Origin of the sequence: Pseudomaricurvus alkylphenolicus, from assembly GCF_011683955.1 — a bacterium.
In the GTDB taxonomy this organism is placed as follows: Bacteria; Pseudomonadota; Gammaproteobacteria; order Pseudomonadales; family Cellvibrionaceae; genus Pseudomaricurvus; species Pseudomaricurvus alkylphenolicus.
The window spans coordinates 212,548-230,655 of record NZ_JAAQPI010000006.1 but is presented as its reverse complement, the minus strand read 5'-3'; the positions used below and the strand labels follow the sequence as shown (position 1 = coordinate 230,655).

The 18,108-nt window shown below is 55.2% G+C and carries 20 protein-coding genes; 8 read left to right on the top strand and 12 right to left on the bottom strand.

Annotated features, from left to right (window positions below):
* Positions 1 to 16: 16 nt before the first annotated feature.
* From HBA55_RS17055 to HBA55_RS17025, 7 genes are all read right to left on the bottom strand, one after another.
* Positions 17 to 883 (bottom strand): Rossmann-like and DUF2520 domain-containing protein, encoded by an 867-nt coding sequence (locus HBA55_RS17055; protein ID WP_166993885.1) that lies wholly within the window; start codon positions 881 to 883, stop codon positions 17 to 19.
* 48 nt (positions 884 to 931) lie between these two features.
* Positions 932 to 1,345, bottom strand: coding sequence for a CBS domain-containing protein (locus tag HBA55_RS17050; protein WP_166993883.1), 414 nt, complete (start codon positions 1,343 to 1,345; stop codon positions 932 to 934).
* Between the two features lie 95 nt (positions 1,346 to 1,440).
* A complete protein-coding gene (locus HBA55_RS17045; RefSeq protein ID WP_166993881.1) occupies positions 1,441 to 2,205 on the bottom strand; it encodes a pyridoxine 5'-phosphate synthase in 765 nt (254 codons plus the stop codon).
* 12 nt (positions 2,206 to 2,217) lie between these two features.
* Positions 2,218 to 2,796 (bottom strand): peptidylprolyl isomerase, encoded by a 579-nt coding sequence (locus tag HBA55_RS17040; RefSeq protein WP_166993879.1) that lies wholly within the window; start codon positions 2,794 to 2,796, stop codon positions 2,218 to 2,220.
* Between the two features lie 12 nt (positions 2,797 to 2,808).
* Positions 2,809 to 3,507 carry a TIGR04211 family SH3 domain-containing protein gene (locus HBA55_RS17035; RefSeq protein ID WP_166993877.1) on the bottom strand — a complete coding sequence of 233 codons (699 nt, stop codon included), beginning with the start codon at positions 3,505 to 3,507 and terminating at the stop codon, positions 2,809 to 2,811.
* A gap of 10 nt (positions 3,508 to 3,517) precedes the next feature.
* On the bottom strand, positions 3,518 to 3,817 hold the full coding sequence (locus HBA55_RS17030) for a YciI family protein (RefSeq protein WP_166993875.1): 300 nt from the start codon (positions 3,815 to 3,817) through the stop codon (positions 3,518 to 3,520).
* Between the two features lie 56 nt (positions 3,818 to 3,873).
* Positions 3,874 to 4,587: a VC0807 family protein gene (locus tag HBA55_RS17025; protein ID WP_166993873.1), complete on the bottom strand. Its 714-nt coding sequence runs from the start codon at positions 4,585 to 4,587 to the stop codon at positions 3,874 to 3,876.
* Positions 4,588 to 4,699: 112 nt separating this feature from the next.
* Here HBA55_RS17025 and HBA55_RS17020 point away from each other — a divergent pair, with 112 nt between their 5' ends.
* From HBA55_RS17020 to rluB, 5 genes are all read left to right on the top strand, one after another.
* Complete coding sequence (locus HBA55_RS17020; RefSeq protein ID WP_166993871.1) at positions 4,700 to 5,548, top strand: PHP domain-containing protein; 849 nt, start codon at positions 4,700 to 4,702, stop codon at positions 5,546 to 5,548.
* Positions 5,549 to 5,674: 126 nt separating this feature from the next.
* Positions 5,675 to 6,298 (top strand): L-threonylcarbamoyladenylate synthase, encoded by a 624-nt coding sequence (locus HBA55_RS17015; RefSeq protein WP_166993869.1) that lies wholly within the window; start codon positions 5,675 to 5,677, stop codon positions 6,296 to 6,298.
* Positions 6,299 to 6,489: 191 nt separating this feature from the next.
* The gene (locus HBA55_RS17010) at positions 6,490 to 7,446 is read left to right on the top strand and encodes a segregation and condensation protein A (RefSeq protein WP_338109421.1); all 957 of its coding nucleotides are present in this window, start codon (positions 6,490 to 6,492) and stop codon (positions 7,444 to 7,446) included.
* A gap of 59 nt (positions 7,447 to 7,505) precedes the next feature.
* Positions 7,506 to 8,522: an SMC-Scp complex subunit ScpB gene (gene scpB, locus HBA55_RS17005; protein ID WP_166993867.1), complete on the top strand. Its 1,017-nt coding sequence runs from the start codon at positions 7,506 to 7,508 to the stop codon at positions 8,520 to 8,522.
* 14 nt (positions 8,523 to 8,536) lie between these two features.
* Complete coding sequence (rluB, locus tag HBA55_RS17000) at positions 8,537 to 9,397, top strand: 23S rRNA pseudouridine(2605) synthase RluB (RefSeq protein WP_166993865.1); 861 nt, start codon at positions 8,537 to 8,539, stop codon at positions 9,395 to 9,397.
* A gap of 39 nt (positions 9,398 to 9,436) precedes the next feature.
* Here the strand turns inward: rluB and HBA55_RS16995 are convergent, their stop codons facing one another.
* The gene (locus HBA55_RS16995; RefSeq protein WP_166993864.1) at positions 9,437 to 10,375 is read right to left on the bottom strand and encodes a GGDEF domain-containing protein; all 939 of its coding nucleotides are present in this window, start codon (positions 10,373 to 10,375) and stop codon (positions 9,437 to 9,439) included.
* Positions 10,376 to 10,649: 274 nt separating this feature from the next.
* On the opposite strand from HBA55_RS16995, the gene HBA55_RS16990 reads away from it, so the two are divergent.
* Positions 10,650 to 11,288, top strand: coding sequence for an energy-coupling factor ABC transporter permease (locus tag HBA55_RS16990; RefSeq protein WP_277345640.1), 639 nt, complete (start codon positions 10,650 to 10,652; stop codon positions 11,286 to 11,288).
* Positions 11,289 to 11,315: 27 nt separating this feature from the next.
* On the opposite strand, the gene HBA55_RS16985 is transcribed toward HBA55_RS16990, so the two are convergent.
* The gene (locus tag HBA55_RS16985; RefSeq protein WP_166993860.1) at positions 11,316 to 12,722 is read right to left on the bottom strand and encodes an ATP-binding protein; all 1,407 of its coding nucleotides are present in this window, start codon (positions 12,720 to 12,722) and stop codon (positions 11,316 to 11,318) included.
* Between the two features lie 21 nt (positions 12,723 to 12,743).
* Entirely contained in the window at positions 12,744 to 13,433 is a 690-nt protein-coding gene (locus HBA55_RS16980; protein ID WP_166993858.1) for a response regulator transcription factor, read from the bottom strand.
* Positions 13,434 to 13,917: 484 nt separating this feature from the next.
* Here HBA55_RS16980 and HBA55_RS16975 point away from each other — a divergent pair, with 484 nt between their 5' ends.
* Together HBA55_RS16975 and HBA55_RS16970 are read left to right on the top strand one after the other, a co-directional pair.
* Positions 13,918 to 14,187, top strand: a complete 270-nt coding sequence (locus HBA55_RS16975; RefSeq protein WP_166993856.1) for a glutaredoxin family protein — start codon at positions 13,918 to 13,920, stop codon at positions 14,185 to 14,187.
* Positions 14,188 to 14,289: 102 nt separating this feature from the next.
* A complete protein-coding gene (locus tag HBA55_RS16970; protein ID WP_166993854.1) occupies positions 14,290 to 15,231 on the top strand; it encodes a chemotaxis protein in 942 nt (313 codons plus the stop codon).
* 10 nt (positions 15,232 to 15,241) lie between these two features.
* Here the strand turns inward: HBA55_RS16970 and HBA55_RS16965 are convergent, their stop codons facing one another.
* Together HBA55_RS16965 and HBA55_RS16960 are read right to left on the bottom strand one after the other, a co-directional pair.
* The gene (locus HBA55_RS16965) at positions 15,242 to 15,805 is read right to left on the bottom strand and encodes a hypothetical protein (RefSeq protein WP_166993852.1); all 564 of its coding nucleotides are present in this window, start codon (positions 15,803 to 15,805) and stop codon (positions 15,242 to 15,244) included.
* Positions 15,806 to 15,884: 79 nt separating this feature from the next.
* Complete coding sequence (locus tag HBA55_RS16960; RefSeq protein ID WP_166993850.1) at positions 15,885 to 17,897, bottom strand: transglycosylase SLT domain-containing protein; 2,013 nt, start codon at positions 17,895 to 17,897, stop codon at positions 15,885 to 15,887.
* Between the last annotated feature and the right edge of the window lie 211 nt (positions 17,898 to 18,108).

Genomic DNA, 18,108 nt, shown 5'->3' with positions numbered 1-18,108 from the left:
TGATGGAGGAGCGCGATTATAGCGGATCCAGCAATTGTTTCAGAGCAGTATGACGTTCGTCATCCAGCTTCGGCCTGGCCAGAGTCAATGTGCGTCTTCCCAGGGTCTGATAGAGCTCTGCCAGGTGGGTGTTGTGTCGTTGCAGTGCCTCCAGTTGCCTGGCAACAGTAGCATGGTCGCCTCGTGCAATGGGACCGGTGAGCGCTTCCCGGGGGGAGCTGGAAAGGCAATTGGTGAGCGTCTGACTGACCAGGGGCAGGAGCAACTTACTGGCTTGGTCGGCTTCTATTCCGGCGCTTTCAAAACACTCCAGGCTCGCGTCCATCAACGCCACCAGGTAGTTGCAGGCCATCACTGACGCTGCGTGGTATAGGGGTTTGTTATGGCTGTCGATATCCAGCGTGCGTGCGCCGATGGCGTCGAATGCCGGACGCAGTCTGGCCAGCGCCTCAGTATTTCCTTCGCAAGCACAATAGCTGCCGGCAAAGTGCGTAAGGGAATTGTTGGCGCAGGCAAAGCTGTGCACAGGATGGATGCTGGCGAGCAGGGCAGTACCTTGGCTCAGTGGCGACAAAACATTACTGCCCAGGGCACCACTGCAATGGAAAACCACATCGTCCTGTCTGACCAGCCCGGTTTCAGCCAGCTGCCGGGCCAGCTCGGATATGCTGCCATCATTGGCTCCAATCAGCCACACGTCGGCAGGTTGTAATTGCTGCCATTGCCCGACTGCCCGCCCGGAACCAATAAACTCACAGGCCTTGTGGGCACTTTCCGAGTGTCGATTCAGTATCTGTCGGATATCAAATTGCCGGCTCCGGTGCCACAGGTGTGCAAGGGTCCGGCCCAGCTTGCCGCAGCCGAGAATATTGAGTGTTTGCATGGAGTAGGCAGGGCGTCCTTAGGTTGCAATGGGGCTGGGGGGGGTGAATCAGTGGCGAATGTAACAATCCTGCTCGTTTTCCAGTAATGCTCTGAGGATATGAGAGCGATTGATGATCCCCACCAATTTCCCGGAGTCCACCACGGGATAGTTTTTTGGCCGCCGATCCAGCATGCTTTGTGCGATTTCAACGATAGAGGTATCGGGCGTCACTGATACCACTTCGGTCTTCATTACTGTTCTGACGGAAGCGGGTTCTTCACAGAAGAAGGCGTCATTGAGCATCTCTTTGATGCAATCCTGCTCCGATACGTATCCGACCAGGTGATCGTTGCCATCGATCACCGGAGCGCCGATGACACCATCGTTGAGCAGACTCTCAACCGCATCCTTGATATTGGTGTCGATGGGAATCGCGTGTGCATTGTGCTGCATGTAGTCTTTGACCAGAATCGAATGCATTTCCAGCTCCTGTTTCCAGCTCTTGTGAGGGCAGTGTCCAAATCGGCTTTCACCTAAGTTTAGTTCAAAACTGCCCATCACAAGGAATGGCTGGCTCAGGCCTGGCAAATTGCCCTATACCGCTTTACCGCTTCCGCCATGCCCATGGCGATGGAGTCTACGGTCAAGGCGTGGCCAATAGAAACCTCCAGCAAGTCTTTCACCTGCCGGAAGCGGGGCAGGTTTTCCAGGTTCAGGTCGTGGCCTGCATTGAGCCCGAGGCCCTGTTCTGCGGCTGTTTCCGCGGCCTCCACATAGGTTTGAAAGAGGTTGTCGAGATTGTCGCTCTGTTGGCCGAAAGCTTCTGCATAGGGGCCGGTATAGAGTTCAATACGGTCGGCACCGACGTTCTTGGCCAGGCGAATCTGCTCGGGGTCGGGATCCATAAACAGGCTGATGCGACAGCCCTGGTCCTTCAAGCGCTGGATAATGGGTTCCAGGCGCGCGCCGGACTGCTTCAGGTTAAAACCATGATCTGACGTCAACTGGTCGTCGCTGTCTGGAACCAGGGTGCATTGGTCGGGCTGGCTCTGTGCCACCAGCTCCATAAAGCCGGGATAGCTGCCCTGGGGGCCGGCAAACGGGTTGCCTTCCACGTTGAATTCGATGCCATCCAGAGGGGCAACAAGGCTGGTCAGATCCATGACATCGGAGGGGCGGATATGGCGCTGATCGGGTCTGGGGTGCACGGTAATGCCGTCGGCTCCAGCGTCCAGGCAGACCTGGGCATGGGCCACAACACTGGGGTAGCTGCCTTCTCTGGAATTGCGCAGGAGGGCGATTTTGTTCAGGTTGACGCTAAGTGCGGTTGCTTGGCTCATAGTTGTGTTCTCTCAGGAGGCGGGTGACAGGATTTTGACCTTGAGTATGCGCACTGGAAGGTCAGGTGCCTGTTCCCGCATTTTGCCCTGGGGTTCTCGGGTAATATCGGTAACCACGTTCATGCCGCTGGTCACGCGGCCGAAGACGGTGTAACCGGGTTTATCCTTGGCGGCGTCTAGATGAGTGTTGTTGCCGAGATTGATAAAAAACTGGGAGGTGGCACTGTCAGGGTCCGGCAGTCTTGCCATGGAAACCGTTCCGCGCCGGTTGCGCAGACCGTTGCTGGACTCATTGATCACCGGATCCCGGGTTTCCTTTTTGACAAAATCGAAGGTCAACCCCCCGCCTTGGACCACAAATCCGGGGATCACCCGATGAAATATAGTGCCGTTGTAAAAGCCATCCCTGCAATACTGCAGAAAATTAGCCACCGTGGCCGGGGCTTTATCGGCAAACAGCTCCAGGGTAATGGGTCCCAGATCCGTTTTCAGCTCCACCACAGGGTTGCTGGTGTTGTCCTTGGCAGCCCAGGCCGATGCTGCCAACAGCAAGCAAAGCAGCCCGGTGCTTATCAGTCGGAAGATGGTCAAATCTGTTCTCCGTCAGTTGGCCCACTCGGAATATCGTTTCTTGGGCTTGAGGTTGGGAGCGATCACCGCAATCAGAACTCCCAGCAGAACAGCCCCTGCTCCATACAGGAAGAAGGTGTTGCGAGTGTCACTCTGCAGGCGCAGATTTTCAGCTTTCAGCACATCCATCTCGGTCTGCAGCAGTTGGTGATCCTGCATAAGCTGCTGATGCTGTTGGTGCAGATCAATCGCAGCGGCGGAAATCTGCCGGACTTCGGTCAGCTCCTGCTGCAATTGCTGTGCGTTCTGCTGAGTTCGCTGCAGTTCGCTTTGGTTGGTCTGGTTGTCCTGCTGACTTTCACCCAGGCGCTGTTGCAGTTCCCGATGTTCCTGTTGCAGGGTTTGCAGCTTGGTTTCAGCGCTCTTGAGTCTCTGCGCCGCCGTGGGCTGATCCATAAGGTAGTGGCTGGGAATAAACCCAGTGACGCCACCGTTGGTTCTGACCTCGGTCCAGCCGTCTCCGCTGTCGGCACTAACCAACGTCAAGCGGGTGCCAGTCTTGAGCCCTTTGTTGATGATTCTGAACTGGTTGCCCTTGCCGCTGCGCATGGGAACATAGAGGGTATCGCCTATCCAGCGGTACTCGTCCGCACTGGTGGCGGGCAGGCTTGTGAACAGGGCGCCCGCGGACAGTGCCACGGCCATGAGGCGTGAGGCTATGGATTTGTTCATGGTTTGACTCTCAGGGCAGTACTTTTTTGTACGGCTTGACGATTACCTTGGCGTAGACGCCTGCGTCGATATAGGGATCGGCGTCCGCCCAGGCCTGGGCATCTTCCAGGGAATCAAATTCCGCTACCACCAGGCTGCCGGTAAAGCCTGCTTCGCCGGGTTCCTCGCTGTCGATCGCGGGGTGAGGACCGGCGATCAGCAGTCTTCCCTGGGTCTTGAGGTCATTCAGCCTGGCCAGGTGGGCGGCTCGGGACTTGGCACGCAGGGGCAGGCTATTGGGGATATCTTCACTGATAATGGCGTAAAACATAGCGTTCTTCTTGGTTTGGATGAAATGCCGGATGGCAAACAGGGCTTGGTCTGCCCTTACTGGTGCACCAGAATGTCCTCTAGGTCCAGATGAGTCAGGGTCTTGATGCGTTTAAACAGATAAAACAGGGCAGCCATCATTACCATGGTTGCCGGTACGGCTATCACGGGGAAGCTGAGCGCGGTCATTTTGCCCAGCTCCGCGTTAAAGGCTTCCGTTCCTGGAGCGCTGACCAGCAGATACTTGGCCAGTCCATAGTTGAGCACTGAGGAGAGGAAAAACGACATGGCCACCAGGTAAGAGGCGTTGGTGAGGGCGGCGCTGAAGGCGTTTTCATTGCCTTCTTTTTGCAGAGCAGCAGCCACTTTATCCACCTGCAGCACCTTGTCGTTGTAGAGAAAGGTCTTCACCAGCGGGTAGGGTGTCTTCACTGAAATCAGAGTGGCGAGGCCAAACAGTCCGGGAATGGCGGCCTCCTTAATCGCAATATACTTGGGGTCCAGCTGCAGCAGGCTGATACCGCCGGTGAGAAATATGCTGATCACCCCCAGGGCTGAAAACAGATTGACCTTGCCGGAAGACCGAAAGTCATTGAGGCCGTAGGCAACCGGGAAGGCCAGAGCGACCACAATGGCCCATTGCGTGCCCAGATGCTCCTCCCCGCTGAGTTTGGTCAGAATCAGCGTCGGGATAATGATATTGAGGAGCAGATTGAAAAGCAGGCTTTCTTTTTTGGCAGGAGTGTCCGGAGAATTTGTGGCTTGCGTCATTATAAAGCTCAGAGATAATAGGGCCTTGGCTGCGGCGTCAAAAGCGATGGTCTGACCGTTGCCACGGGCACTATACATCATCACCCAGAATCAACCACCAGGAACCAGCGGATTGTACGATTTACACGCACACAGCAATTACTCAGATGGTATTTTACGTCCTCAGGCGGTGGTGTCGAGAGCTAAAACGCAAGGTGTGACCGCGTTGGCGTTAACAGACCACGATACCCTGGGCGGATTGGCCGAGGCACGCCAGGAAGCCCTGGTGCAGGGGATCGAATTGATTGCCGGCATTGAGTTCTCCTGCCTGTGGAATGGCATAGGCATCCATGTAGTGGGCCTGCAGGTGGATCCCGACAGCCGGGTGATGCAGGAAGCCGTAACCAGCCAACACCAGGCCCGGGAGCGTCGCGCCGAGACCATTGCCGCGAAGCTGGAAAAAGCCGGTATTGCCGGAGCCCTGGACGGAGCGAGACAGGTAGCCGGGGAAGGGGCTGTTCTCGGCCGTCCCCACTTTGCCAAATTTCTGGTGGCCGAGGGCCATTGCAAAAGCATCAATGCCGCTTTCAAGCGCTATCTGGGTGCGGGCAAGCCGGGAGACGTCAAGCAGCTTTGGCCCTCGGTGGGAGAGGCCGTGGATTGGATTCGCGCTGCCGGCGGTATCGCGGTACTGGCGCACCCCGACAAGTATAAAATGACGCGCACAAAGCTCGGGCGTTTGTTGCAGGAGTTTGTGGAGGCGGGTGGCGAGGCCATGGAAGTGGTCAGTGGTCAGCAGTCTCCCAATACCACCAGAGACATGGCGCTGATCGCCAATCGCTTTGAACTTTACGCCTCCTGTGGCAGCGATTTTCATGTGCCTGATCAACCCTGGCAGGAGTTGGGAGGCTACAGCCCGTTGCCTGATAACTGCCAACCAGTCTGGCAACTCTGGTCACGATCCGGTATGGTCGCGAGTTAGCCAACCGTCGTCTACCAGCATCCGGGAATTAAGTGTACCTATATGACTCCCGCGCAGTTTGGTACTACTGCCCAACACTGGAACCCCTGGGCGACGTTCTTTGAATAGCCAGGAAAGGGGAGTTCTGTGGCTCAGTTTTTTCAAATTCATCCCGAAAACCCTCAAGTCCGTCTGATCCGGCAGGCCGTGGAGATTATCCGCAGTGGCGGACTGGTGGCCTACCCCACCGATTCCGCTTACGCACTGGGTTGCCATATTGGCGATAAAATGGCCCTCGATCGCATCCGCGCGGTCAGGCAGCTGGACAAACACCACAACTTTACACTGATGTGTCGGGATCTGTCCGAGTTGGCGACCTATGCCAGAGTGGATAATCAGACATTTCGGGCGCTGCGCAGTCACACGCCAGGGCCCTTTACATTTATTCTGGAGGCGACATCGGAGGTGCCCAAGCGATTGATGCATCCCAAGCGCAAGACCATCGGCATGCGGGTACCGGACAATGCCATTGCGCTTGCACTACTGGAGGAGCTGGGCGAGCCGCTGATGACCAGTTCGCTGCTGTTGCCGGGCGAGGAGTACCCGTTGACGGACCCCTATGATATTCGCCAGACTCTGGAGCACCAGTTGGAGTTGGTTATCGACGGTGGTTTCTGCGGTATGGAGGCGACCACGGTTATTGATCTGAGTGGCGAGGAGCCTCAGTTGATTCGTCAGGGTTGCGGTGACGCTCAGGACTTTATTGCCTGACAGTCCAGCTGAATTGCGTTGGCGGGGCTTCTTCAGGAGCCACAATCTCCAGCTTGAGAAGCCGCGTGCCCTGGACTGGAGAAGTCGCTATAATGGCCGGCTTTCTGTCGCTCGCCAAGTAAGCTGGGGAGCGGCCGGCTCCGGGGAGCAATGACGATTCCTACAAGCACAATAAACATTAGGGTGATTCTGTGAGCAGTGATGTGGATTTGGCCGAAGACGTGGCAGAGATAACGTCTGGGGAAGCACCGGATAAGCCCCTGCCTGAATCTGCCGATGAAAAACCCGCGGAGGTGACCGCGCCTGAGGCTGAGTCAAATACCAAAACTGTTGCGGAGCAGGACAACCTGGATAAGTCCGCCCCTGAGCAGGCGGAAATGCCCTTTGCCATTGTGCAGGGTGAGGCGTTTACCCAGCTGCCCAAGGACCTCTACATTCCGCCCGATGCGCTGGAAGTGATTCTGGAGGCGTTTGAAGGGCCATTGGATCTGCTGTTGTATCTTATTCGTCGCCAGAATATTGACATTTTGGACATCGACGTGGCTGACATTACCCATCAATACGTCAAGTACGTAGAGATGATGGAGGCCATGCACTTCGAGTTAGCGGCAGAGTACCTGGTGATGGCGGCCATGTTGGCGGAAATCAAATCACGTATGTTGCTGCCTCGAAGTCAGGAAGAGGATGAGGAAGAGGACGATCCGCGGGCACAGTTGATTCGCCGACTGCAGGAGTACGAGCGCTTCAAACAGGCTGCCGAGGATATCGATGAATTGCCGCGTATGGGGCGGGAAATCCACCAGGCCAATGCCCAGGCACCGGATCGCAATCTGACGCGACCTGAACCCGAGGTGGATATGAAGGAATTACTGCTGGCGTTGTCAGAGGTTTTGCGGCGCGCGGACATGTTTGAAAGCCATCATGTCGAGAAAGAAAAGCTCTCCACCCGTGAGCGTATGACCCAGGTGCTTGACCGACTGGGCGGCAATCACTTTAAACCATTTGTGAGTCTGTTTTCTGTAGAAGAGGGGCGTCTCGGGGTTGTGGTGACGTTTCTGGCGGTGATGGAGCTGGTAAAGGAACAGCTGGTGGAAATTGTGCAAACGGAGAGCTTTGGAGCCATTCACGTTAAGGCCAGAGCTCAATAAAAGATCGTTGGGCAACAATCATAATGATAGCGAGTATCGCATTCCAGGTAGAGTGATCCATGGGGATAGAAACGCAACAACTGCAGCAAATTCTTGAAGGCGCGTTAATGGCTGCGGGGCAACCGCTCAACACCGACCGGCTGTTAAGCCTTTTCGTCAATGAAGATGAGCCGCCTTCAAAAGAGGCGGTACTGGAGGCATTGAACAACATCGCCGATAGCTGTGAGGGGCGTGGGTTTGAGTTGCGAGAGTTGGCATCGGGCTGGCGCTTTCAGGTGCGCAAGGAGACGGCCCCCTGGGTTAACCTAATGTGGGAAGAAAAGCCACAGAAGTACTCTCGGGCACTGCTCGAAACCCTGGCGCTGATTGCCTATCGCCAGCCAATTACGCGGGGCGATATTGAAGAGATTCGTGGTGTGGCGGTGAGTTCCCACATTATTAAAACACTCTCTGAGCGCGAGTGGATTAAGGTGGTGGGCCATCGGGATGTTCCCGGAAGGCCTTCTCTCTACGCGACCACCCGTCAGTTTCTGGACTATTTTAATCTTAAGAGCCTGGAAGAGCTGCCCAGCCTTGGTGAGCTGCAGGATCTGGACAACCTGAACCCCGAGCTTGATCTGAACGATGACGAGGCGGCAAACGTCCCTGATTCTGATCAGAGTGAGGCGCAAATCGGTCCGCTGTTCGACACTGAATTACCTCAGGAATTACAGCAGGTATCGCAAGAAACCTCAGGGCAGGCCACGGAAGAAGAGCCCTCAGCCGGTGTAGAGCCCTCAGCCAATGAAGAGCTCTCAGCCAATGAAGAGCCCTCAGCCAATGAAGAGCCCTCAGCCAATGAAGAGCCCTCAGCTGACAGTGCACCAGTGTTTGCCCTGGTACCCGATGAGCAGGCCGAGGAGGATTCCGCGCTGCCTGAAATTGAAGAGAGCAATGAAACTGAGCTTGAGCCTAAAGAGCGCGACGAGCCAGGGTCTGAAGAAGATGAGCCAAACCAGGAAAGCGGTTTGAAAAAAGATGACAAAGGAAGCCTGTTTCCCGCGTCCAGTGTGGCCTCGGTGTTCGATGAACACTAGGTTTTAAGAGATTTATGCATAAAGAACAAAATTTGCCGGACGAAAAGCTGCAAAAAGTATTGGCGCGAGCCGGTGTCGGTTCACGACGCGAAATGGAAAGGGCCATTGCCGCCGGTCGAGTGCAAGTGAATGGCAAGGTTGCCCAGCTGGGTGACCGTGTTTCGCTCCAAGACAAGGTCAGTGTGGATGGACGTCGATTAAAGTTGGTGGCACCTCAGCAAAATCCTGTGCGGGTGCTGCTGTACAACAAGCCTGAAGGTGAAATCTGTTCCCGTTCTGATCCGGAGGGGCGTCGCACTGTTTATGACCGCTTGCCGGCGCTTACCGGCGAGCGCTGGATTTCGGTTGGTCGTCTCGATTTCAATACCAGTGGTCTGCTGCTGTTTACCAACGAAGGTGAATTGGCCAACAAGCTGATGCACCCGTCATCCATGATCGACCGGGAGTATCTGGTGCGGATTCAGGGTGAAGTGGATGATGACATGAAGGATCGTCTGCGCGAAGGTGTCCTGCTGGATGACGGTATGGCCCGGTTTACCGATATCGTTGACGGCGCCGGTGAGGGCCGCAATCGGTGGTTCTACTGTGTGGTGATGGAGGGGCGTAACCGAGAGGTGCGACGTCTGTGGGAATCACAGGGTGTTAAAGTCAGTCGCCTTAAGCGGGTTCGCTACGGCAACATCTTTATCCCATCCCATGTCAGGGTTGGGCAGTGGATTGAGTTGAACGACAGTGAAATTGCGGAACTCTGTCAAACCGCCGGTGTCCAGGCGCCCCGGCCGTCACCCTCATCGCGCCAAAAAACCGCAGATCGGGAGCGACACATGAAACGGCTGCGATCCGGAAAAGGCCGCAGGCCCACGGGGAAGCGTTAGATCGCTAGTGAAGGATTGTGTTGATGCGGACCGGATTTACTAAGAAATCTGGTCCGCTTTGGCAACTTCGACACGATTGCGGCCATTGCGTTTGGCGTTGTAGAGGGCCTTGTCCGCGCGCTGGAACAGTGAATTCTTTTCTTCCTCTGCCTGCAGGCTACTGACTCCAATGCTGATAGTCACCTGCAACAGCTCATTGTGGGTTTCAACCCGAAGCTTCTCGACAAACAGGCGAATACGCTCAGCGATTACCCGTGCACCTTCAGCGTCGGTTTTGTTCAGCACCACCACGAACTCCTCGCCACCGTAGCGGAAGGTCAGATCGGTCTGACGAGTGACAGCCACTATCCCCTGAGCGACCTCCCGCAATACCTCGTCGCCGCTGGCATGGCCGTGACTGTCGTTGACGCGTTTAAAATGATCGATATCGATGGCCAGCAAGGACAGCGGCTGGCAGTTCCGCTGCGCCAGGGACAGCTCTCGTTCGAGGGTCTGCTCAAGCGCCACCCGATTACCGGTGCCGGTGAGCGGATCCCTCAGAGCGCTTTGCACCGCGTCACGGTACTGCAGTGCATTGCGCAAGGGATACACCAAAGTGGAAATCACACTCTCTAGAGTCGCCATTTCGACTTCAGTGAAGCGTTTGCCACGGCTGAAGGTAATGGCCCCCAAATTATCCTTGGGCGTGTTCAGGCGATAGTTCAGGCGGTGCAGCCCATCACGTCCCAGCTGCAATTGGCAATTCTTGCCGGGGTGGCCGTAATGAAAGCCCTGTATGGGTACCAGCTTCTGGATATGTTCGAAGAATATTTCCAGTACAATGGTCAGCTCCAAACTGGTTTGCAGGGCCTGGGTAAGCCGGGCACGGCTCTGGGCATATTGCTCGTGCAAATCCTCATGTTTTACCGGGACTCGCAGGCGCACGGTGCTTTCCTTGGAGGAAACCGCGTTATTGCCGGTGCCAACAGATATAGCCATAGTAGGATCCTGCATACTCAATTAAATGGCGCCGGTGCAGCTGCCGATGGCAGGAACACTGGCTTTGCAGGACATTCAGCGAAATTCATGCCATTTTTTCCAGAAATTAAAAGTTTAATAAATTCAGTGGGTTACATATTTTTGCCTGCCCAAAGTGACAAAATTGCGACGATTCTGGCGGCAACCCTAGGGGCAGGATCTTGCCGCTGTCGGGGCATTGACGTTAACCGGGCGCAGGTAAATTAGAGTGATTCTGCTGCAGGCTGGCCCCCCGATGTTATGGGCGACGGGAGCAGTAATGAGCACCGTTGCGCTGTTGGTGGCTGTGGTCAAAGCACCCTGGGCTCAATGGCGCAGCCGGCCAGAGCGTCAACACGCCTTGTTTGCTGCCGTTTTAGGGCTGGCGCTGTTCTGGCAGTTAAAGGTGTCGATCAGCGGTCTGCTGGCATTGCATCCATTGGTGATGATGACGGTGGTGATGGTGTTCGGCCCTTCGTTGGGCATGATCACGGGTGCGCTGGCCTTGGGGTTGGCGACTCTGTTGGCAGGAGCTCCCTGGCTGCCTTTGGGGCCGCAAATGTTGCTGACAGTTGTGGTGCCTGCCCTGGCCGCCCAGGGGGTATTGAAGGTGGTTGAAAGAGTGCCTGGACGGAATCTGTTCGTGTATATGCTGGGCGGGGGATTCCTTGGGGCCATGGTGACCGTTCAGGCCATGGCTCTGGCAACTTGGTGTTATGTGAGGGTGCTGGGGCCTGCGCCGCTGTTGGTGGACGTCGCCAGTCACTATTATTTGACTCTGCTGATGATGTTCCCCGAGGGCTTTATCAATGGAGCATTAGTCAGCATGCTGACGGTGTTTCGTCCGGAATTGGTCAGAACCTACGATGACCATCACTATCTGGACGGTCATTAGACCATCCAGATCGGTCAGGGAGCGGACTCAGGTTTCACATTCCGTCAGTGTTATCGCTATGGACAGTCCGCGAATCGGATTGTTCCTGGCTTTGATGCTGCCTCCGTGCAGCTCCACCGTGCGCTTGGCAATCGCCAGTCCTAGTCCGTAGCCACCGCTCTTGCGGTCACGGGCTTCATCGGTACGGAAGAAGGGTTCGAAAATATCTTCCAGGTGCTCGTCGGACACCCCCGGACCGCAATCGCTCACTGTGATTCGCGGGTTGCTCTGTTCGTCCCTGTCCAGCAGAACGGTCACAGGCGAATCTTCCACGGTGTATTTGATGGCGTTGCGAATGATGTTATCAAATACGCCGACCAGCGTGTTGCCCCTTGTCTGTACCAGGGATTCCTCCAAATTGTCCCGCACCTCCAGGGTGACCGATTTATGACCCGCCTCATCCCGACAGGCATCGGCAATCGTGTGTACCAGACTGCTCAATTCCACCACATCGTTCAGTTCCCAGCTGCCTTGTTCTGTGACTGGTAGTGACAGGATGTCGGAAATGACGTCATTCAGGTAATCGGCGGCCTCTTTGATACGGTCGAGTTCGTCAGTAATTTCGCTGTTGGCGCGCTGTTGGGCAATGGCCAGAGCTACCTGCAATCTTGCCAGGGGCGAGCGCAGTTCATGGGAAACGTCTTTGACCAGTCGCTTCTGCTCCAGCATGGCTTTCTGAAGCTTGACCATCATATTGTCGAAGGCCCTGCCGAGTTCAGCCATTTCGCCGGGACGATCACAGAACTCCTGTCCTATACGGGTATCCCAGTCCCCTTGAGCGATGCGCTGCGTCGCCAGCTTAAGGACTTGTATATCGCGGGTGATATAGCGAGCCATATAGAAACAGGCGGCTCCGCTGATCAGGATATACAGCAGCATCACATGCCAAAAGTTGAAAAAGAACAGCTGCCAGCCCAGCGAATAATCCTTGGACGAAAACACCACCAGGCGCAGTATGGCACCGTCGCTGAGGCTGAACTGGCGCCCATAGAGGTTTTGTTCCCCAACACGCTTGCGATAGAAGGGGGTGTCTTTGGAAATATATTGGAGAAAGCCCTCAATATGCTCCGGGATTTCTCTTTCGAGAATATCGTGGCCCTGTTCGTTGATCAGGTAAAAGTGGCGGGTGGCCCAGGGTGGCATGCTTTTCATGCCCATCGACACCTGCTCGTAGTTGTAATTGATCGCATCGCTGACCACTTCTCTGAGCAGGCGGCTGCCGGGGCCGTCAAAGGGGTCGTTTTCATCCTGTTGGGAAATATGCTTGTCCGGGCTCAGGTTAAAAAAGTGAACAATGACGTTGGAGCCAAACAGCATCAAAATGGTGACGAGCCAAAAGCCGAGGAATATCTTGACGTAGATTCGGCTCATCGGGAGTCGTGGCGTTCGTTTCATATTGGCGATCTGGTCTTGGTGTTACTGGCGGGTCAGCATATAGCCGGCGCCACGGATATTAATGATCAGCTCCTTGCTGGCTCCGAGGGCCGCCAGTTTTTTGCGGATATTACTGACATGCACATCAATGCTGCGATCGTAGGGGGTGAGTTTACGGTTGAGGGCTTTTTCGGTCAGTGTTTCTTTGCTGATCACTTCACCGGCTTCGCGCATCAGTAGCTCCAGAACTGTGAACTCGGCACCAGTCAGTGGCACGGGCTGTTCCTGATAGAAGGCGGCATGGCTCTTGATCTGGATAAACAGCTCATCCACCCGGATTTCGTCGGAAATAGGGGATTTAGTTTCGTTGTCTTCCGCTCGTCTCAATATCGCCCGTACACGGGCCACCAATTCACGGGGGTTACAGGGTTTGGGCAGGTAGTCATCGGCGCCCATTTCCAGGCCGACGATGCGATCCACGGTTTCTCCCTTCGCGGTCAGCATAATAACCGGGGTACGAATATTGTCCCGAATCTTGCGAAGCGCATCGAGTCCACTCATCACAGGCATCATAACATCCAGGACGATCACCTCGTATTGCCCCGTCAGTGCGGCCTCCAGGCCTGCAGCCCCGTCATGGGCCAGGGTTACCTGAAACCCTTCTGTCTGAAGATATTCTTTTAGCAGTAGGCACAGTTCCTGGTCGTCATCGACAAGCAAAAGTTTACTCATGGTATTTTTGTTCTATGTGGCGGTCAGTTATTGGGAGGAATATTGATTCCATTGATACGAAGTTTGCATCAGTCTCCGGGCGCTGTCACCTTATTTGCCATTGCTATTACCCTTCTTAACCCCCTGAATCACGGCTGTTGAAGTGGTTTGCCGCCGCTTTACCGCAGGGTTCTTTTCTTTACAGTAGTTAACGACTGTTATCCCCAATTTACACGAACGACGATTACTATGGTCTCACGTTCCGGGGATGAGCACAGATAAGCAGCCCAGCCCCGGAGCAATCGGCTCACTGTCATTGATGACCCTCTCCTCCATTAGTGACTCTCTGCCCGACCACTGCCAGCCAACTCACACCGCGGCTGGCTACAGCGAGTCCCCCAAGTCGCGTGGTCGGGCTTTTTTTACAGCCTCCCTTTTATTAGTTCCCCTTGTCGCCACATCATTGCTACCATGCGCTCACAGTTGCTGAGAGATATGCAGTTCTATGCGCACGCTATACCTGTACACCACCTTGGGGTGTCACCTATGTGATCAGGCCAAGATGGTCTGCTGGCCAGTGCTAGAGCCTCTGGAGTGTCGTTTGGAGGAGGTTGAGATCGCCGATGATGATGCGCTTTTGCAACGATATGGCGTCAGAATCCCGGTCGTAAGGTTGGCCGGATCGATGCAGGACCTGGGCTGGCCGTTCGATGGATCCCAGCTTAACCACTATTTACGGCAGACGCTGCGGCAGAGGCCGAGTTCAGAGGAATAATTACGCACTAAATATTTGCAAAGCGCCGCCGAAGACCTGAGAGTCAGACGCGGGAAGCGTCGATGCACTACACTTAACAAGCTCAGACCGGGATTGTTCTATATGTCCAAACTTCTGGATTCAGTCGACCAGCGCACTCAGTTGGTAGGGGAAAATCGACTCGAACTGTTAACCTTCAGACTGGCGGGGCGTCAGCTGTTTGCCTTGAATGTGTTCAAGATCCAGGAGGTCCTGCAGGTCCCCAATCTTACGGCCTTGCCACACAGCAACCCCGTCATTTGTGGCGTCACCCATCTGCGTAACCAGACCATCTCGGTCATCGATCTCAGTGCTGCCATTGGCGGCAGGCCCCTCAAGGGGCGTGAAAACTGTAATTTGATCGTGACCGAATACAATCGCACGGTTCAGGCGTTTCTGGTGGGGGCGGTGGATCGTATCGTCAACTTGAACTGGGAGCTGATTCTGCCGCCACCCAAGGGGTCCGGACGCAGTCACTTTTTGACAGCGATCACCCAGCTCGACGATGAAATTGTGGAAATTCTGGATGTGGAACGGGTTCTGGCGGACATTGTCCCCTATGAGACAGGTGTCTCTGATGAAGTGCTGGACAAAGATCTTCTGGCATTTGCGCAGGCCAATCGGATTAAGGTACTGATGGCAGACGATTCGACCACGGCTTATCACCAGGCCAGCTCGACCTTACAAAACCTTGGGGTTGAGACCGTCTATTGCCAGGACGGTTTGAAGGCACTGAAGCTGCTGAAACGTCAGGCCGCTGAGGGAGTGGACATCTGCAGCGAATACCTGATGCTGATTACCGACGCTGAAATGCCCGAAATGGACGGTTACCGTCTCACCCACGAAGTTCGTTCTGATCCCAATCTCAGGGATCTATACGTCATATTGCACACCTCGCTATCGGGCAGTTTCAATCAGGCGATGGTGAAAAAGGTGGGGTGTGACGACTTTCTGTCCAAGTTCCAGCCAGATGAGCTGGCCGGCAAAGTGCAGGAACGGCTGCGCATTGCAATGCAAAAGCAATAGTCCCTAAGCCTTAAAACAGCTCGATTTCGTCTCCGTCCACCTCGCCGGTTTCCTCCTGGGAAAAGTGGTGGCGGTAGATCTCCAGCGCTTCTTTAACGCTGGCTCCTCGCATGATGTGCTCAAACATGATGCGCTCAGATTCCATGGAATAGCTGCTTTTGACCTGTTCCTGGATGGCCGTCCAGGTCTCCGGATCGTTTACCCGATCGGAATCGCCAATAACATCACTGACGCGCTCCAGGCTGCGAGCCACGTGGTCCAGTCGCTGACTGATGCGATCATAGAATTGAAAGGCGGTGATGGCCTGTTTGATTTTTGACTGCATTTCCATGGAGGTCTCATTGACCTGACGCTTGATATCCGTGAGTTCGCTGAGGTCTGTCATGGCCTGAACGTGCTCGTCCACTTCCTGGGAGTGTTGGGCAAGATCGGTAAAAGAGGTCGTCAGGTCGTCAATCGAGGAATTGCTTTCATTGACCGAGGTTTCTATCTGGCAAACGGCCAGATACAACATCGTAATGGTCTCCCGGATATGGAGCAGTTCGCTGTGGGTTTCTTGGGCGTTGTCAGTCACATTACGTCCTTTATGCAGTTGATACTGTCAGAGTTCCCTTTTGATTCTTTATCAAGCCGAGCGTGTGTATTTGTGCCGGTCAGAGCGTTTCCTTTGCCTCCAGGGGCGTCAGCATCTCGGGTGTTGTACCGGTACGATAGCCATAGATTACCGAGTAAGCCAGCACATTCTGTACATATTTACGGGTTTCACGGAAAGGAATAACCTCTACCCATACATCCGCCGGAAGGTTGCTTTCGGTCTCTTTCAGCCAGCGGGTAACCCGGTGGGGACCAGCGTTGTAGGCAGCCGTTGCGAGAATGCGGTTGTTGTTGAACTGTTGCAGCAGCTCCGTGATGTAGTAGCTGCCGAGCTTGATATTGTGCTCCGGTTTCAGCAAATCGCTCTTTCGATAGCGTACCCCGACCTTGCGGGCGGTCTGCCTGGCCGTTCCCGGCATGAGTTGCATCAGGCCAAGGGCGCCGGCCGGTGAGCGGGCATTGGCGGCAAAGGCACTCTCCTGCCGGGCAATGGCGAAGAGTAACAGGGGCGAAACCTGATGCCGCTGCGCCGCGGCAAACATATGTTTGTTGTAGGCGAGAGGAAAACGCATCTGCAGGTCGTCCCAGGAGCGAGCACTGGCCAGAGAGGTGATGGTTTTGTGGTGCCAGCCCCAGCGGTGCGCGAGTTTGGCAGCGGCAATATGTTGGGATTCCCGGGTGAAGCGGGTGCTCATATGCAGCCATTCGCGGTTGGCATTGAGCGTGTCGCCCACGGCCAGCAGTTCCCTTGCCCGTTGACTGGCGGGCAGGCTGGAGACATACAGTATCTCAGCATTGCCCGGATTTGCCGGTCTGTCTCCCAGTCGGTAGTTGCTGCCCAAAATATCGGCAGCGAGGAAAGCGTAGAAACTCCGCTCAAGGGCCAATTGTGCGTAAATCTGACGCGGGGTGGGGTAGGCCGGGTCGTCAATACCGAGAATGTCCATGGCTCTCGCTCGCCAATAGAGCCAGCGGTCGGACTGTTGTTCGGCCGGGGGCAGCTGGCGCAGGTAGGCATAGACCTTGGCCCAGTCCAGTTGCTTGAGAGCGTCCCGGATCAGTATTTCAGTGAGTTTGTTGTTGTCCAGCTGCGGGACTTGGTTGGCAAGCCCCTGAGCGGCCTCCCGATATCCTTTGCGCATTAATTGCACAATCAGCTGTTGTTGCGTCTGTAGGCGTTTGCGGTTGTCGAACAGCTGCTGGGCGTCATAGCGACTCCACTCGTACAGCGCTGTTAACGGATCCCGGCGAGCATAGCGATTGAGTCCGTGAAGGATAATGTTTTGCATATCCTCAGTCTGGGCTAGAAAGCGCTGATGTTGGCGGATACGAATGGGTTTTCTGTCTACCTCCAGATAGAGTTCGGCCAGTTTCTTTTTGTCGCCTTCCAGTTGCTTGAGAACATAACCGGCGAGGCCCCGGTTGCGAGTCTCGATAGCTTTGTTGAAGCGCTCCCAGGCAATCTCCTGGGTCAGACCGCCCTCCCTGATCCAGCGTTTAAACAGTGGAGTACATTCGTTGGGTTGGGAATGCTCGACGTTCCAAAGTGTTTCCACCTCCTCCAGCGCGGCCGCATCGCCCTGTTCCAACCGGGCCTGAAGAAACAGGCACTGGAGGCGGGTATTACCGGTTTGCGGCTGATAATAATTCAGGAATTGCCGCCACTGCTTGTGCTGGCCCAGTTGGTACAACCAACGGGTGCGTAATTTGTGGCCGAGATGGCTGTCGGCATAGCGCCCCAGAAAGGTGTCCACATCCTGGTAGGGCAGGCGGCGCAGGCGACGATTGAGTTCGTAATAATCCAGATAAATTTTGAGCGAATAGCCATGCAACCGGTCACGGTGTTTGCGAAAAGTCACCATGTGCCCCTGGCGCAGCGCCTGCCTGGCTCGCAGATAATGTTTGCGCTGCTCGTCAAGCAGCGTGGTGGCACCTGCGGGGTTGTTACTCAGCAGTTGAGTTGTATCCGCAAGTGCCCGGCAGGGCAAGACAAGCGCAAACAACAGGCAGAGCCATGGGGCCATTGGGGGAAAAGGGCGTCGCGAACCGGCGTGTGTTCTGTCTGGGGCCATATACACTCTACAGCTGGCTGGGGCATTGTGGCGCGTAATCGTTTGATAACTATTGTAGGGTAAAATCACGGCGCTGGCACAGCTCAAATTGTTGGGAGTCAGCGGCTTTTTTAAAACCTCAGGGAATCTGTTTCAGCCTCCCCTGTCACCGTTTACGCCTGTAGCTCTGGGCCATTTGAGAGGATAAGGGTACCATGGCGCCCCATTTTGA

Coding starts and splice junctions, on each gene's coding strand:
- HBA55_RS17055 (WP_166993885.1), bottom strand. CDS start 883: ATGCAAACACTCAATATTCTCGGCTGCGGCAAGCTGGGCCGGACCCTT.
- HBA55_RS17050 (WP_166993883.1), bottom strand. CDS start 1,345: ATGCATTCGATTCTGGTCAAAGACTACATGCAGCACAATGCACACGCG.
- HBA55_RS17045 (WP_166993881.1), bottom strand. CDS start 2,205: ATGAGCCAAGCAACCGCACTTAGCGTCAACCTGAACAAAATCGCCCTC.
- HBA55_RS17035 (WP_166993877.1), bottom strand. CDS start 3,507: ATGAACAAATCCATAGCCTCACGCCTCATGGCCGTGGCACTGTCCGCG.
- HBA55_RS17030 (WP_166993875.1), bottom strand. CDS start 3,817: ATGTTTTACGCCATTATCAGTGAAGATATCCCCAATAGCCTGCCCCTG.
- HBA55_RS17025 (WP_166993873.1), bottom strand. CDS start 4,587: ATGACGCAAGCCACAAATTCTCCGGACACTCCTGCCAAAAAAGAAAGC.
- scpB (WP_166993867.1), top strand. CDS start 7,506: ATGGGGATAGAAACGCAACAACTGCAGCAAATTCTTGAAGGCGCGTTA.
- rluB (WP_166993865.1), top strand. CDS start 8,537: ATGCATAAAGAACAAAATTTGCCGGACGAAAAGCTGCAAAAAGTATTG.
- HBA55_RS16995 (WP_166993864.1), bottom strand. CDS start 10,375: ATGGCTATATCTGTTGGCACCGGCAATAACGCGGTTTCCTCCAAGGAA.
- HBA55_RS16990 (WP_277345640.1), top strand. CDS start 10,650: ATGTTATGGGCGACGGGAGCAGTAATGAGCACCGTTGCGCTGTTGGTG.
- HBA55_RS16985 (WP_166993860.1), bottom strand. CDS start 12,722: ATGAAACGAACGCCACGACTCCCGATGAGCCGAATCTACGTCAAGATA.
- HBA55_RS16980 (WP_166993858.1), bottom strand. CDS start 13,433: ATGAGTAAACTTTTGCTTGTCGATGACGACCAGGAACTGTGCCTACTG.
- HBA55_RS16975 (WP_166993856.1), top strand. CDS start 13,918: ATGCGCACGCTATACCTGTACACCACCTTGGGGTGTCACCTATGTGAT.
- HBA55_RS16970 (WP_166993854.1), top strand. CDS start 14,290: ATGTCCAAACTTCTGGATTCAGTCGACCAGCGCACTCAGTTGGTAGGG.
- HBA55_RS16960 (WP_166993850.1), bottom strand. CDS start 17,897: ATGGCCCCAGACAGAACACACGCCGGTTCGCGACGCCCTTTTCCCCCA.